This is a genomic window from Bradyrhizobium sp. 186, from assembly GCF_023101685.1.
Lineage (GTDB): Bacteria > Pseudomonadota > Alphaproteobacteria > Rhizobiales > Xanthobacteraceae > Bradyrhizobium.
In genome coordinates this window covers 7,864,699-7,876,894 of the sequence record NZ_CP082164.1, presented here as the reverse complement: position 1 = coordinate 7,876,894, position 12,196 = coordinate 7,864,699, and the positions used below count along the sequence as shown (strand labels likewise).

14 protein-coding genes are annotated in these 12,196 nt (G+C 63.6%); 11 read left to right on the top strand and 3 right to left on the bottom strand.

The window, feature by feature from the left end; translation table 11 throughout:
- Positions 1-6: 6 nt before the first annotated feature.
- Together IVB18_RS37995 and IVB18_RS37990 are read left to right on the top strand one after the other, a co-directional pair.
- On the top strand, positions 7-417 hold the full coding sequence (locus tag IVB18_RS37995) for an acyl-CoA thioesterase (RefSeq protein ID WP_247985371.1): 411 nt from the start codon (positions 7-9) through the stop codon (positions 415-417).
- Between the two features lie 191 nt (positions 418-608).
- Positions 609-803: a hypothetical protein gene (locus tag IVB18_RS37990; RefSeq protein WP_247985370.1), complete on the top strand. Its 195-nt coding sequence runs from the start codon at positions 609-611 to the stop codon at positions 801-803.
- Positions 804-1,040: 237 nt separating this feature from the next.
- Here the strand turns inward: IVB18_RS37990 and IVB18_RS37985 are convergent, their stop codons facing one another.
- The gene (locus IVB18_RS37985) at positions 1,041-1,505 is read right to left on the bottom strand and encodes a nuclear transport factor 2 family protein (RefSeq protein WP_346732681.1); all 465 of its coding nucleotides are present in this window, start codon (positions 1,503-1,505) and stop codon (positions 1,041-1,043) included.
- Positions 1,506-1,659: 154 nt separating this feature from the next.
- On the opposite strand from IVB18_RS37985, the gene IVB18_RS37980 reads away from it, so the two are divergent.
- On the top strand, positions 1,660-2,346 hold the full coding sequence (locus IVB18_RS37980) for an HAD-IA family hydrolase (protein ID WP_247985369.1): 687 nt from the start codon (positions 1,660-1,662) through the stop codon (positions 2,344-2,346).
- A gap of 90 nt (positions 2,347-2,436) precedes the next feature.
- Positions 2,437-3,285 carry a DeoR/GlpR family DNA-binding transcription regulator gene (locus IVB18_RS37975; RefSeq protein ID WP_247985368.1) on the top strand — a complete coding sequence of 283 codons (849 nt, stop codon included), beginning with the start codon at positions 2,437-2,439 and terminating at the stop codon, positions 3,283-3,285.
- Between the two features lie 105 nt (positions 3,286-3,390).
- Here the strand turns inward: IVB18_RS37975 and IVB18_RS37970 are convergent, their stop codons facing one another.
- Together IVB18_RS37970 and IVB18_RS37965 are read right to left on the bottom strand one after the other, a co-directional pair.
- Positions 3,391-3,816: a type II toxin-antitoxin system VapC family toxin gene (locus IVB18_RS37970; RefSeq protein ID WP_247985367.1), complete on the bottom strand. Its 426-nt coding sequence runs from the start codon at positions 3,814-3,816 to the stop codon at positions 3,391-3,393.
- Positions 3,813-4,094: a type II toxin-antitoxin system Phd/YefM family antitoxin gene (locus IVB18_RS37965; RefSeq protein WP_247985366.1), complete on the bottom strand. Its 282-nt coding sequence runs from the start codon at positions 4,092-4,094 to the stop codon at positions 3,813-3,815. Before IVB18_RS37965 ends, IVB18_RS37970 begins: the two co-directional genes overlap by 4 nt.
- Positions 4,095-4,325: 231 nt before the next feature.
- Here IVB18_RS37965 and glpD point away from each other — a divergent pair, with 231 nt between their 5' ends.
- The 7 genes from glpD to IVB18_RS37930 all read left to right on the top strand — a co-directional run bounded on the left by glpD (position 4,326) and on the right by IVB18_RS37930 (position 11,978).
- Complete coding sequence (glpD, locus tag IVB18_RS37960; protein ID WP_247985365.1) at positions 4,326-5,876, top strand: glycerol-3-phosphate dehydrogenase; 1,551 nt, start codon at positions 4,326-4,328, stop codon at positions 5,874-5,876.
- Positions 5,873-6,964: an ABC transporter ATP-binding protein gene (locus IVB18_RS37955; protein ID WP_247985364.1), complete on the top strand. Its 1,092-nt coding sequence runs from the start codon at positions 5,873-5,875 to the stop codon at positions 6,962-6,964. Before glpD ends, IVB18_RS37955 begins: the two co-directional genes overlap by 4 nt.
- 11 nt (positions 6,965-6,975) lie before the next feature.
- The gene (locus IVB18_RS37950; protein WP_247985363.1) at positions 6,976-8,061 is read left to right on the top strand and encodes an ABC transporter ATP-binding protein; all 1,086 of its coding nucleotides are present in this window, start codon (positions 6,976-6,978) and stop codon (positions 8,059-8,061) included.
- The gene (locus IVB18_RS37945) at positions 8,061-8,963 is read left to right on the top strand and encodes a sugar ABC transporter permease (protein ID WP_247985362.1); all 903 of its coding nucleotides are present in this window, start codon (positions 8,061-8,063) and stop codon (positions 8,961-8,963) included. Before IVB18_RS37950 ends, IVB18_RS37945 begins: the two co-directional genes overlap by 1 nt.
- Positions 8,963-9,769, top strand: a complete 807-nt coding sequence (locus tag IVB18_RS37940; RefSeq protein ID WP_247985361.1) for a carbohydrate ABC transporter permease — start codon at positions 8,963-8,965, stop codon at positions 9,767-9,769. The genes IVB18_RS37945 and IVB18_RS37940 overlap by 1 nt, the downstream gene beginning before the upstream one ends.
- Positions 9,770-9,778: 9 nt before the next feature.
- Complete coding sequence (locus tag IVB18_RS37935) at positions 9,779-10,108, top strand: DUF2160 domain-containing protein (protein WP_247985360.1); 330 nt, start codon at positions 9,779-9,781, stop codon at positions 10,106-10,108.
- Between the two features lie 127 nt (positions 10,109-10,235).
- Positions 10,236-11,978 carry an ABC transporter substrate-binding protein gene (locus tag IVB18_RS37930; RefSeq protein ID WP_247991823.1) on the top strand — a complete coding sequence of 581 codons (1,743 nt, stop codon included), beginning with the start codon at positions 10,236-10,238 and terminating at the stop codon, positions 11,976-11,978.
- Positions 11,979-12,196 lie beyond the last annotated feature (218 nt).

Sequence of the window (12,196 nt, the reverse complement as noted above, 5' to 3'; positions counted from 1 at the left end):
AGGCAAATGACTGAAAAGGGCGACACCGGGCCAAGCGGCGATCTCTGCATCCGCACGCTGGCGATGCCGGCCGATACCAATGCGAACGGCGACATCTTCGGCGGCTGGCTGCTCAGCCAGATGGATGTCGGCGGCGGCGTGTTCGCCTCGAAGGTCGCGAAGTCGCGCACCGTGACGGTCGCGATCGAGGCGATGAATTTTCGCAAGGCCGTCTATGTCGGCGATCTCGTCTCGGTCTACGCCAACCTCGTGCGTGTGGGGCGCACCTCGCTCACCGTGCATCTCGAAGCCTGGGCATTGCGGCGCAGGGAAGCGCATCCGTTCCTCGTCACCGACGGCAATTTCACCTACGTCTCGATCGACGACCACGGCCGTCCGCAGGCGATCAGCCAGACCGATACGCGGATCGCGACCTAATTGCGCGCGGCGCATGACCGCGCGGCGTTGCGTCCGCAGCCGTCGCGTCTTCGCCAAGATCAAGTCATAAAACGGATGAGGTCCCGGCGTACTCAATTGCCCGTCGATTCGGGGTGGAAACCGGCTGATTTATCCAAGGAACCTTTGGGTAGGGATGCCGTTATTTGCCCGCACTGAGGAATCCACGGACCATGCCGGACAGCTACATCATCGAAGTCAATTCGCAGACCGCAGGTATTGTCGTTCGTTCCCAGGGAGGCTACTACTGCTTCTTCGCCTCGTCCCGCCGCTTCAACCGCCTCGAAGGCCAGCTCTTCCGCAACGCCCGCGAAGCCGAGCGCGCCGCGCGCAAGCTGGTTAACGGTGATGTGACGGAAGCGGCGTAGTCGGCTCACCTGCCATTCCGGAGCGCGCGTAGCGCGGTTCGGAATCTCTCGTCACGAACACAGCTGCCCTCCCTTCTCCCCTTGTGGGAGAAGGTGGCGCGAAGCGCCGGATGAGGGGTTGCCCCCGCAAACTCAAGGGAAGAGATTCACGCGCGGAGAGAGACCCCTCACCCGCCTCGCTTCGCGAGGCACCCTCTCCCACAAGGGGCCCACAAGGGGAGAGGGGAAGAGCCGTGATCACAACTTCGTCGCCGCGCGCGAGAGCAGCTTCCAGTCGTCGCCCTGCTTCTGCCAGTTCATCAGGATGTGAAGGTTGGTCGGCACTTTTTTCCCATCGGCTGCCATTTCCTGTTCCGCGACCCAGTGGAAACGCACGATCGCGGCGGGGCCGACGACCTTGATGGTCGGGTCCTGATATTCGATCGACAAGAATTTCGATTTGCCGTCGGTGGCGTTGGTGATGAAGGTCGCCTTGTCCTCGACCTTGCCGCTGGAATGGCTGTAGCTCACCTCGTCGGCGCAGAGCGCGCCGAGCGCCTTGGGATCGGCCGCGATCTGAGCCAGGCGGAAGGCCTCGACTTTTTTCGCCACGGCCTGTTCGTCCGCAGAGGCTGCCAGTGCCGGGGCCGTCAAAGCAAGCGCCGAGACGGCAAGAGTCGAGAGAGCCAGGCTTGAGAGAGCCAGGTCGCGTCGGTTGATCATCGTTTCCTCCTTTTTGATCTTGCGCCGAGTGTTGCAGCCGCGCGCGACTTTGTCGAGCGTCACGTCATCGGCATGTGCATGCGTTATTGCGCGATCGATGCCGTATTGATACGTCTCGCGCATTGATGCAGCACGCATTTGGGAAAGTACGGAAATGATCGAAGCCAAGGGCAGGGCGATGGGCAAGGCATTGCTGTTCGACATCGACGGCACGCTGGCCGATACCGATGCTCTTCACCGCGAGGCTTTCAACCGGGTGTTTGGACCGCGCGGTCATGTGGTCGATGATGCGCGTTTCAAGAGGGAGATACAGGGCTTTTCCAATGCGTCGATCGGGGCGCGATTTCTGCCGGCGGAATCGCCGGAATCCCGCGCGGCCGTCATGGACGAGAAGGAAGAGACTTTTCGCAATTTGGTCGCTGGCCGGATCGAGCCGCTGCCGGGCTTGCTGGCGCTGCTCGACCGCGCGGATGCGGCCGGCATTCCCATGGCCGCGGTCACCAACGCGCCGCGTTTGAACGCCGAGCTGCTGCTGTCGGGCCTCGGCATCACGCATCGTTTCAAGGCGATCGTGATCGGCGACGAGCTGCCGCACGGCAAGCCGCACCCGCTGCCCTATCAGGAAGGGCTGCGCTTCGTCGGCGCCAGCGCGGCAGCCTCGATTGCCTTCGAGGACTCGCGCTCCGGCGTGCAATCAGCCGCGGCGGCCGGCATTCCGACTATTGGCATGCGCACGACCCTTGCCCACGCCGATCTTGTTGGTGCCGGCGCGATCGCTTCCGCGAGCGCTTATGACGATCCGGACCTGCTCGCGCGCCTCGCCACCGCCATGGCGTGGTGAGGACCTGGTCCATTAACCGTGATCGGCTCTTGCATTGACCGATGGCGCGAACCGCCGCACCATGCGTCTTCCTGATTTGAGGCACTCGCCGTGACCGGACTGACCCATCGCCAAGCCGAAATCCTCAACATCGCGCGCGCCTCCGGCCGGGTGATGGTCGAAGAGCTCGCGCGCCGGTTCGAGGTCTCGGCCCAGACCATCCGCAAGGATCTCAACGATCTCTGCGAGCGCCGCTCGCTGACCCGCATCCATGGCGGCGCCATCATCGCCTCCGGCGTGGAAAACCTCGCCTATGAGGCGCGGCGCTTCGTCGCCGCCGACGAGAAGAAGGCGATCGGCGCCGCCGCTGCCTCGCTGATCCCGAACGGCTGCTCGCTGTTCATCAATATCGGCACCACGACGGAGGAGGTCGCGAGCGCGCTCACCTCGCACGAGGACCTCCTCGTCATCACCAACAATCTCAACGTGGCCATGCTGCTCTACCGCCATCCCCGCATCGAGGTGGTGGTCGCCGGCGGCACGGTGCGGCGCGCCGACGGCGCCGTGGTCGGCTCGACCGCGACGCAGCTGATCGGCCAGTTCAAGGTCGACTACGCCATCATCGGCGCCTCCGCGATCGACGAGGAGGGCGCGCTGCTCGACTTCGACTATCGCGAGGTGCAGGTAGCCCAGGCCATCATCGCCAACGCCCGCAGCGTCATGCTGGTCGCGGACTCGACCAAGCTTCGGCGCAGCGCACCGGTGCGGATCGCCCATATCAGCCAGATCCAGACCTTCGTGACCGACCAGGAGCTGCCCGAGCGCCTGGCCACCATCTGCCACAGCAAGGGCATCGAGGTGATGGCGGCAATGCCGAAGGCGGCGGGGGATGTCGACGACGCTCAGGCCGATGCGCAAGATGCGGCGCCTGAGGCCGCGCCGGTGGTGCGGCTGCGGTAGAGCATGATCTGGAAAAGTGCGAAGCGGTTTTCCGAAAAGATCATGCTCAAACAACAACCTAAAGCGCGATGATGATTCATCCTCATCTCATCGCGCTTTTGGATTTTATGCGTCGTCCCACGGGTTGAGCAGCGGGACGCCGAATGCCGCTAAATCCTTCACATTGCGCGTGACGAGCGTGAGGTTGTTTGCGAGCGCGGTCGCGGCAAAGAAGCCGTCCATGACGGACAGCGCGACGCCGCTTCTGCGGCTCTGCGCCATCAGGTCGCCCCAGCGTTCGGCCACCGCGTGATCGATCGGCAGGATGCGGCCGGCAAACCGTGTTGGCAGATTGTGGGCGAGCCAGGCGGCCAACGCCGTGCGCCGGCGGCCGTCTTCCATCAGCGCGATGCCGCGCCGAAGCTCGGCGATCGAGGCGACGCTGATGAACGCGCGGTCCTCGTCGACGGTGTCCAACCAGGCCAGAACTTTCGAATCGGGCGCCGGCCGCTGAACTTCCGACAACACGTTGGTGTCGAGCAGTAGGTTCACGGCATCTCGTCGCGCGGCGCGTCGTGCACGCGCTCAAGCTCAAGGTCGGCACCGCGCAACGGCGACGCCAACAGGAATTCGGCCAAAGTGCCTTTGCGCGCGGTCTTGCGCGCCCATTCCTCGGCGGAAACGACCACCGCATTGGGCTTGCCGTGTCGGGTGATGATTTGGGGACCGGCTTGCGCACGGTCGATCACCTCGGACAGGCGTGCCTTGGCGTTGGCAAGCGTCCACGAGTCAGTTGCTGGCGAGCGGGGTGCAGTGCTGTGTTCTGTCATGCAAGGTAGGACCAATATGACTATTATGACTATATTGACCGCTGATGACTATTCAAGGGCAATATTGCCTTCCGGAATTGCTTATTGAGCTGCCTATTTCTACCGCCATTGCCCACAAGGAAAGTTCCGCTTTCACTTCCTTCCGCCTCTCTTTCATCTTGCTTTCGTTTTTCGGTGTGATCTAATCAAAAACGAAAGTAACCGCTCGATGGAACGGGCGGCCGCCGGGAGATGCGTCTGTTGGACCGTATTTTCGACCTCGCCATCATTGGAGGCGGTGTTAACGGCTGCGGCATCGCGCGTGACGCGGTGGGCCGCGGCAACACGGTTTTCCTGTGCGAAATGAACGATCTGGCGAGCGGGACGTCGTCCTGGTCGACCAAGCTCGTGCATGGCGGCCTGCGCTATCTCGAATATTACGAGTTTCGGCTGGTCCGCGAGGCGCTGATCGAGCGCGAGATTCTCTGGGGCATCGCGCCCCACATCATCCGGCCCCTGCGTTTCGTTTTGCCGCATCATGCGGGCCTGCGCCCGGCCTGGCTGCTGCGCCTTGGCCTCTTTCTCTACGATCACATCGGTGGCCGCCATCTGTTACCGGCGACCCGTTCGGTCGATCTCAGGCGCGACGAGGTTGGCCGTCCGCTGATCCCTAATCGCTATACCCGCGCGTTCGAGTATTCCGACTGCTTCGTCGATGACGCCCGCCTCGTCGTGCTGAATGCGCGCGATGCCGCCGACAAAGGCGCCGAGATCCGCACCCGCACTCGCGCCACCGACATCCGCCAGGCCGACGGCGTCTGGACCGTCAGCATGATCGACACGCTGACCGGCGCGCGCTCGTCGATCCAGGCCCGCGCGCTGGTCAATGCCGGCGGCCCCTGGGTTGAGGACGTGCTCGGCCGCGGCGCCGGCGTCAATGCCAAGGCCAAGGTGCGCCTGGTGCAGGGCTCGCACATCGTGGTGAAAAAGCTCTACGACCACGACCGCGCCTACATGTTCCAGAACGCCGACGGCCGCATCATCTTCGTCATTCCCTACCAGGACGACTTCACGCTGATCGGCACAACCGACCGCGACTATGACGGCGATCCGTCCAAGGTGAAGGCGACGGCCGAGGAGATCCAGTATCTCTGCACCGCCGCAAGCGAATATCTGGCCAAGCCTGTCACGCCCGACGACGTGGTCTGGACCTATTCCGGCGTGCGCCCGCTCTATGACGACGGAGCCAGCGAAGCCAAGGCCGCGACCCGCGACTACGTGTTCGAGCTCGACATGCCCGGTGGCGTGCCGCTGCTGTCGATCTATGGCGGCAAGATCACGACCTATCGCCGCCTCGCCGAAGAGGCGTTGGAGCGGCTCGCGCCCCATCTTCGCAGCGCGAAAGCGCGTGAGGGCTGGACCGGCAAGTGGCCGCTGCCCGGCGGCGACATGGATGTGTCAGCGGTTGACGGCCTGATCGCGGAACTTCAGCGCGGCTATCCCTTCCTCAGCCACGAGCATGCGCGGCGCCTGGCGCGCGCTTATGGCACCCGCGCGATCAAGCTGCTGGGTGATGCGAAATCGGCCGCCGATCTCGGCCAGTCCTTCGGCGCCACGCTCACCGAGCGCGAGGTCCGCTACCTCATGGCCAATGAATGGGCCGTGACTGCGCAGGACATCGTCTGGCGCCGTTCCAAGCTCGGCCTGCGACTATCTGCCGACGAGGTCGCAGCCCTGGACGACTGGATTGCAACCCACGGTGTGCCGCAAAGTCCCCTGTTGGAAGCAGGAGGACGCTCATGAGCGTGACGCTCGATCACGTGACCCGAACCGTCGACGGGGTCCCGCACATCCGCGACGTCTCGCTGACGCTCGAGAGCGGCACGCTGAACGTGCTGCTCGGGCCGACGCTGTCCGGCAAGACCTCGATCATGCGACTGCTCGCCGGCCTCGACAAGCCGACCACGGGGAAGGTGCTGGTCAACGGCAAGGACGTCACCGGCGCGGACGTGCGCCAGCGTTCGGTCGCGATGGTCTACCAGCAGTTCATCAACTACCCCTCGCTCACGGTCTATGAGAACATTGCCTCGCCGCTGCGCGTGCAGGGCAAGCCGCGTGAGGAGATCGAGAGGCGCGTGGCGGAAGCCGCGAGGCTGCTCAGACTCGAGCCGTTCCTGAAGCGCACGCCGCTCCAGCTCTCCGGCGGCCAGCAGCAGCGCACCGCGATAGCGCGCGCGCTGGTGAAGGGCGCCGATCTCGTGCTGCTCGACGAGCCGCTCGCCAATCTCGATTACAAGCTGCGCGAGGAGCTGCGTACCGAGCTGCCGCGCATCTTCGAGGCCTCGGGCGCGATCTTCGTCTATGCCACCACCGAGCCGACCGAGGCGCTGCTGCTCGGCGGCAACACGGTGTGCATGTGGAAGGGCCAGGCGCTCCAGATCGGCGAGACCGCCAACGTCTACCGCCGGCCGCAGACGCTGCGCGTCGCGCAGGTGTTCTCCGATCCGCCGCTCAATCTTGTCGGCATCGAGAAGAAGAACGGGCAGGTCGCCTATGCCGGCGGCACGGCCTCGCCCGCCTCGGGCCTCTATTCGTCGCTCGCCGACGGCGCCTATCGCGTCGGCTTTCGCGCGCACCAGCTCGCGCTCGCCAACGGTCAGGCCGATCGCCACGCCTTCCATGCCACAGTGACGGTGACCGAGATCACCGGTTCGGAGAGTTTCGTGCATTTGACCCGCGACGGTTCGAACTGGGTTGCGGTGCTGCACGGCGTGCACGAGTTCGAGCCCGGCCAGACCATCGACGCCGTGCTCGACCCCAACGACGTCTTCGTGTTCGACGCGGCCGACCGCCTGGTCGCCGCGCCCGACCCCCTAGCGAAAAATATGTGAGGGGATGCGCCATGGCCCGCATTGACCTCGTCGATCTCGCGCACTCCTACGGCGGCAATGACGCGCCGCCGGACAGCTTTGCCCTCAAGCCGGTGACCATGACTTGGCGGCAGGGCGGCGCCTATGCGCTGCTCGGGCCGTCCGGCTGCGGCAAGACCACGCTGCTCAATGTTATCTCCGGCATCATCACGCCCTCGCGGGGGGAAATCCTGTTCGACGGCGAGGACATCACACCGCTGTCAACCCAGAAGCGCAACATCGCCCAGGTGTTTCAGTTTCCGGTGATCTACGACACCATGACGGTAGGACAGAACCTGGCGTTTCCGCTGAAGAACCGCGGCGTGCCGAAGGCCGAGATCGACAGGCGCGTCGCCGAAATCGGCCGCCTGCTCGATCTTGAACCCTATCTGAACCGCAAGGCGACGCGGCTCACGGCTGATGCCAAGCAGAAGATCTCGCTCGGCCGCGGCCTCGTCCGCTCAGACGTCGCGGCTGTCTTGTTCGACGAGCCGTTGACCGTGATCGATCCCGAGCTGAAATGGCAGCTTCGCTCGAAGCTGAAGGCGCTGCATCGCGAGCTCGACCTTACGATGATCTACGTCACCCACGACCAGACCGAGGCGCTGACCTTCGCCGACACCGTGGTCGTCATGCATGACGGCCGCGTGGTACAGAGCGGCACGCCGGCCGAACTGTTCGACAAGCCGGCGCACACCTTTGTCGGCTATTTCATTGGCTCGCCTGGCATGAACATCATTCCGGCCGAGGTGAGCGGCCGCGAGGCGCGGATCGACGGCCATGTCATCGCGCTCAACCGCAGCTACGACAAATTGCCGGCGGGCGCCAAGATCGAGATCGGCGTGCGTCCGGAATTCGTCGAAGCCGTGGCGCCGGCGCCCGACCTGCTCACCGCGAAGATCGAGCGCATCGACGATCTCGGCCGCATCCGTTTTGCGCGTGCGCGCCTCGGTGACGCAAAACTCGCGGCGCGCGCGCCGGCTGGCTTCACCAGCTCGGACGGCACGGCCGGGCTGAAATTCGATCCGTCGCATGTCCACGTCTATGCCGACAGCCTTCTGGTGGAGGGAACCACCTGATGGACAAGACCGTCAACCAAAAAGCCTGGTTCCTGGTGCTGCCGGTGTTCCTGGTCGTCGCTTTCTCGGCGGTGCTGCCGCTGATGACGGTAGTGAACTATTCGATGCAGGACACCTTCGGCAACAACCAGTTCTTCTGGAACGGTGTCGGCTGGTTCAAGGAGTTGCTCGATCCCTCGACCGATCTCGGCGGCCGCTTCCTGGCGTCGCTCGGGCGCAACCTGTTCTTCTCGCTGGTGATCCTCGCCATCGAGGTGCCGCTCGGCATCGTCGTCGCGCTGTCGATGCCGCGCCAGGGCTGGACGGTGGCGGCCTGCCTCGTCATCCTCGCGCTGCCGTTGCTGATTCCGTGGAACGTGGTCGGCACGATCTGGCAGATTTTCGGCCGGCCCGACATCGGCCTGCTCGGCTACGTGCTCAATGCGATCGGCATCGACTACAACTACGTCTCCAACGCCGTCGATGCCTGGGTCACCGTCATCGTGATGGACGTCTGGCACTGGACCAGCCTGGTCGCGCTGCTCTGCTATGCCGGCCTGAAGTCGATCCCCGAGGCCTATTACCAGGCAGCGCAGATCGACGGCGCCTCGCGCTGGGCGGTGTTCAAGGCGATCCAGCTGCCGAAGATGAACCGCGTGCTCCTGATTGCGGTGCTGCTACGCTTCATGGATTCGTTCATGATCTACACCGAGCCGTTCGTGGTGACGGGTGGCGGACCCGGCAACTCGACGACCTTCGTGTCGATCGAGCTCGTCAAGATCGCCCTCGGCCAGTTCGACCTCGGCAAGGCCGCCGCACTGTCGCTCGTCTACAATCTGATCATCCTGATCGTCTGCTGGATCTTCTATACGGTCATGACCAATGCGGGCGCGGAGCGTAAGCCGCAGGAAGGAGCCGTGTGATGCACTCGATCCCCGGCCGCCGCGTCATCATGGCGCTGTTTTTGATCTTCCTACTGTTGCCGATCTACTGGCTCGTCAACATGAGCTTCAAGACCAACGCCGAGATCGTCTCGACGATGACGCTGTGGCCGCACGCACCGACGCTCCAGCACTACAAGCGCATCTTCACCGACGAGAGCTGGTATTCCGGCTACATCAACTCGCTGGAATATGTCGTCCTCAACACCATCATCTCGATCTCGGTGGCCCTGCCTGCGGCCTACGCCTTCTCGCGCTACCGCTTCCTCGGCGACAAGCATCTGTTCTTCTGGCTGCTGTCGAACCGCATGGCGCCGGCCGCGGTCTACGCGCTGCCGTTCTTCAATCTCTATTCGGCAATCGGGTTGTTCGATACGCCCTGGGCGGTCGCGCTCGCGCACTGCATCTTCAACGTGCCGCTGGCGGTGTGGATCCTCGAAGGCTTCGTCTCGGGCGTGCCACGCGAGATCGACGAGACCGCCTTCCTCGACGGCTATTCCTTCCCGCGCTTCTTCATCAAGATCCTGGTCCCGCTGATCGCGAGCGGCATCGGCGTCGCCGCGTTCTTCTGCTTCATGTTCTCCTGGGTCGAGCTGCTGCTCGCGCGCACGCTGACCTCGGTGCAGACCAAGCCGATCGCGGCGATCATGACGCGCACCGTATCGGCGGCCGGCATGGACTGGGGGCTGTTGGCTGCCGCCGGCGTGCTCACCATCATTCCGGGCGCGCTCGTGATCTGGTTCGTCCGCAACTACATCGCGCGCGGTTTCGCGCTTGGCCGGGTCTAGGAGGCGACAATGGAATCCATCGCATGGATGGCCTGGACGTTGCCCACAGCGATCTTCTTTATCGCGCTCGCCTGCACGCTTGCGGTGATGACCTGGCTTGCCGCAATCTATCCCGAGGCCGAACGCGTCGGCGTGCTGCGCATCCCGACCACGCGCGGCGACCGGCTATTCGTTTCGCTGATCACGGCCGCGGTCATCCACCTCTTGTGGATCGCCTTCATCGGCACCGACGCGCTTGCCACGCTGCCGATCGGCGAGGAGGGCTTGGAGATTTCGCGCCTGTGGCTCGCATCAGGAATTTCGCTTGTCACGGCCGTGCTCATTTTTCGCACGGTCTAGCTCGCGAAGGGACGGCCAGATCCGGGACCAACCCGGGCCTGTATAAAGTTTGTCGCTGCAACGGAGGAACAACATGCGACGTTCAAGGAGAAGGAAAGGTCCATTGACCAAGAGCAGTTTTCTGACCATGTCGAGCACGGCCGCGCTCCTGGCGGTGTCGTTCGCCGTCTCGGCGCCGGTCCGCGCCGCTGACGATGCCGCGATCCAGAAGTGGATCGCCGAATTCCAGCCTTCGACGCTGTCGAAGGACGAGCAGAAGAAGGAGCTGGAGTGGTTCGCCAAGGCCGCCGAACCTTTCAAGGGCATGGAGATCAACGTCGTCTCCGAGACCATCGCGACCCACGAATACGAGTCGCAGACACTCGCCAAGGCGTTCACCGAGCTGACCGGCATCAAGCTCAAGCACGACATCATTCAGGAAGGTGACGTCGTCGAGAAGCTTCAGACCCAGATGCAGTCCGGCAAGAACGTCTATGACGGCTGGATCAACGATAGCGACCTGATCGGCACGCACTTCCGCTACGGCCAGACCATCGCGCTGTCGGATTACATGACCGGCGAGGGCAAGGATGTCACCGACCCCAAGCTCGACGTCAACGACTTCATCGGCAAGTCGTTCGGCACGGCGCCGGATGGCAAGCTCTACCAGCTGCCCGACCAGCAGTTCGCCAACCTCTATTGGTTCCGCTACGACTGGTTCACCAACCCCGACTACAAGGCGAAGTTCAAGGCCAAGTATGGCTACGAGCTCGGCGTTCCCGTGAACTGGTCGGCCTATGAAGACATCGCCGAGTTCTTCACGAACGACATCAAGGAGATCAACGGCGTCAAGGTCTACGGCCATATGGACTATGGCAAGAAGGACCCTTCGCTCGGATGGCGTTTCACCGACGCCTGGCTGTCGATGGCCGGCAACGGTGACAAGGGCATTCCGAACGGTCTGCCGGTCGACGAGTGGGGCATCCGCATGGAAGGCTGCCGTCCGGTCGGCTCCTCGGTCGAACGTGGTGGCGACACCAACGGTCCGGCCGCAGTCTACTCGATCACGAAGTATCTGGAGTGGATGAAGAAGTATGCTCCGCCGCAGGCCCAGGGCATGACCTTCTCCGAGTCTGGTCCGGTGCCGGCACAGGGTAACATCGCCCAGCAGATGTTCTGGTACACCGCCTTCACCGCCGACATGGTGAAGCCCGGCATTGCCGTGATGAACGCGGACGGTACGCCGAAGTGGCGTATGGCTCCGTCGCCGCACGGTTCGTACTGGAAGGAAGGCATGAAGCTCGGCTATCAGGACGCGGGCTCGCTCACGCTTCTGAAGTCGACCCCGGCGGACCGCCGCAAGGCGGCCTGGCTCTATCTCCAGTTCATCGTCTCCAAGACGGTGTCGCTGAAGAAGAGCCATGTCGGTCTCACCTTCGTCCGTGAATCCGACATCTGGGACAAGTCGTTCACCGAGCGTGCGCCGAAGCTCGGCGGCCTGATCGAGTTCTACCGCTCGCCCGCGCGCGTGCAGTGGACCCCGACCGGCAACAACGTGCCCGACTATCCGAAGCTCGCGCAGCTGTGGTGGCAGAACATCGGCGATGCGTCGTCCGGTTCGAAGACGCCGCAAGCTGCGATGGATGCACTTGCAGCCGCCCAGGACTCCGTCATGGAGCGTCTGGAGAAGTCGGGCGTGCAGGGCGCCTGCGGTCCGAAGCTGCACAAGAAGGAGTCGGCCGAGTTCTGGTTCGCCAGGGCCCAGAAGGACGGCACCATCGCGCCGCAGCGCAAGCTCGCCAACGAGAAGCCGAAGGGCGAAACAGTCGACTACGACACGCTGATCAAGTCGTGGCCGGCAACGCCCCCGAAGCGCGCCTCGCTGCAGTAGGGTACGACTCATAAGGACGACGAAAGGCCGGGAGCAATCCCGGCCTTTTTCCTTTTGTTGGACTGCACGCTCATCCACACCGTCATTGCGAGCGCAGCGCTCCCGCTTGACTCCCTGTCACGTGGAATTCATAGTTGGCATAATGCGATTGAATTAATCGTATTGCGATTGTTTTCGCAGAAGCCGCTTGGGCCAGCGTCGGCCCTTCCCGGAGGCTG

Excerpts from the sequence above, each read along its gene's own strand:
- IVB18_RS37995 (WP_247985371.1), top strand. The coding sequence starts at position 7 with ATGACTGAAAAGGGCGACACCGGGCCAAGCGGCGATCTCTGCATCCGC.
- IVB18_RS37990 (WP_247985370.1), top strand. The coding sequence starts at position 609 with ATGCCGGACAGCTACATCATCGAAGTCAATTCGCAGACCGCAGGTATT.
- IVB18_RS37985 (WP_346732681.1), bottom strand. The coding sequence starts at position 1,505 with ATGATCAACCGACGCGACCTGGCTCTCTCAAGCCTGGCTCTCTCGACT.
- IVB18_RS37980 (WP_247985369.1), top strand. The coding sequence starts at position 1,660 with ATGATCGAAGCCAAGGGCAGGGCGATGGGCAAGGCATTGCTGTTCGAC.
- IVB18_RS37965 (WP_247985366.1), bottom strand. The coding sequence starts at position 4,094 with ATGACAGAACACAGCACTGCACCCCGCTCGCCAGCAACTGACTCGTGG.
- glpD (WP_247985365.1), top strand. The coding sequence starts at position 4,326 with ATGCGTCTGTTGGACCGTATTTTCGACCTCGCCATCATTGGAGGCGGT.
- IVB18_RS37955 (WP_247985364.1), top strand. The coding sequence starts at position 5,873 with ATGAGCGTGACGCTCGATCACGTGACCCGAACCGTCGACGGGGTCCCG.
- IVB18_RS37950 (WP_247985363.1), top strand. The coding sequence starts at position 6,976 with ATGGCCCGCATTGACCTCGTCGATCTCGCGCACTCCTACGGCGGCAAT.
- IVB18_RS37945 (WP_247985362.1), top strand. The coding sequence starts at position 8,061 with ATGGACAAGACCGTCAACCAAAAAGCCTGGTTCCTGGTGCTGCCGGTG.
- IVB18_RS37940 (WP_247985361.1), top strand. The coding sequence starts at position 8,963 with ATGCACTCGATCCCCGGCCGCCGCGTCATCATGGCGCTGTTTTTGATC.
- IVB18_RS37935 (WP_247985360.1), top strand. The coding sequence starts at position 9,779 with ATGGAATCCATCGCATGGATGGCCTGGACGTTGCCCACAGCGATCTTC.
- IVB18_RS37930 (WP_247991823.1), top strand. The coding sequence starts at position 10,236 with ATGTCGAGCACGGCCGCGCTCCTGGCGGTGTCGTTCGCCGTCTCGGCG.